Source organism: Corynebacterium sp. HMSC14B06, from assembly GCF_001807075.1.
GTDB classification, from domain to species: domain Bacteria; phylum Actinomycetota; class Actinomycetes; order Mycobacteriales; family Mycobacteriaceae; genus Corynebacterium; species Corynebacterium jeikeium_D.
The window spans coordinates 1-764 of sequence record NZ_KV787386.1; the positions used below are offsets into that span (position 1 = coordinate 1).

Sequence of the window (764 nt, forward strand, 5' to 3'; positions counted from 1 at the left end):
GCCATCAGGGACTCGAACCCCGAACCCGCTGACATTAAGTCATTGTGACAGTCAGACGATTTCCCCGCATGTGGTGGAAACTACTACAGCCACGTTCACTATCTTTCAGTTTCAGTGTCATGGTGTGACATGGCAAAAAGGGAACAAAAAGGGAACGTGTTAAAGAGTCAACGCCGCCGACTCACGGGAGGGGAGAGGGCTAACGCACTCGCTAGCGCTCGTTTGTTCTGCCGCGCAAAAGCTAACGCTTTTGCTTGCCTAACATTCTCACCTTTGGTTAAAGATGAGTTTTAAAGATAAGCCTCTGACCTGTGAAGATACAGAAGAAGTTGAAGATGAGGGTATATAGAGACAGTCCGCATCTTCGCAGGTCACGGGGACGCGCCGAACAGGGCGCGGGGTTTAGCTTTTCGGGCGATAATCACCGAGCGCGCCGGAAACATCGGGCGCTACCGCCGCCCGCTGGACGTAGTGCGATTCAGTGATAGCCGTCGTGGTGTGCCCGGCGACGTCACGGGCTGCAACCATGCCGTAAACGTCCGCAACCGCCGTGAGAGCGGTCGAACGGAGCAAGTAAGGGTGAAAGGCAATCCCCGTGTGCTTCAAGGCGTCTCGCAGCGACCGGCGAACGTTGGCTAGATCCATCAGGCCGCCGCGACTGCTCGGAAAGACTAGACCGGGTGGCGTCGTAAGGTTCCCGCTGTCTTCGCCCCACGGGCTTAGCCGTTGGAGCTCGAGCGCGGTCATAGACCAATCCGGCAGGG

Annotated in this window: 1 pseudogene; it reads right to left on the reverse strand. The window is 56.9% G+C overall.

Features of this window, described 5'->3' with window-relative positions:
• Window positions 1-402: 402 nt before the first annotated feature.
• Window positions 403-764: pseudogene (locus HMPREF3130_RS07325) on the reverse strand (hypothetical protein); the annotation flags it as partial.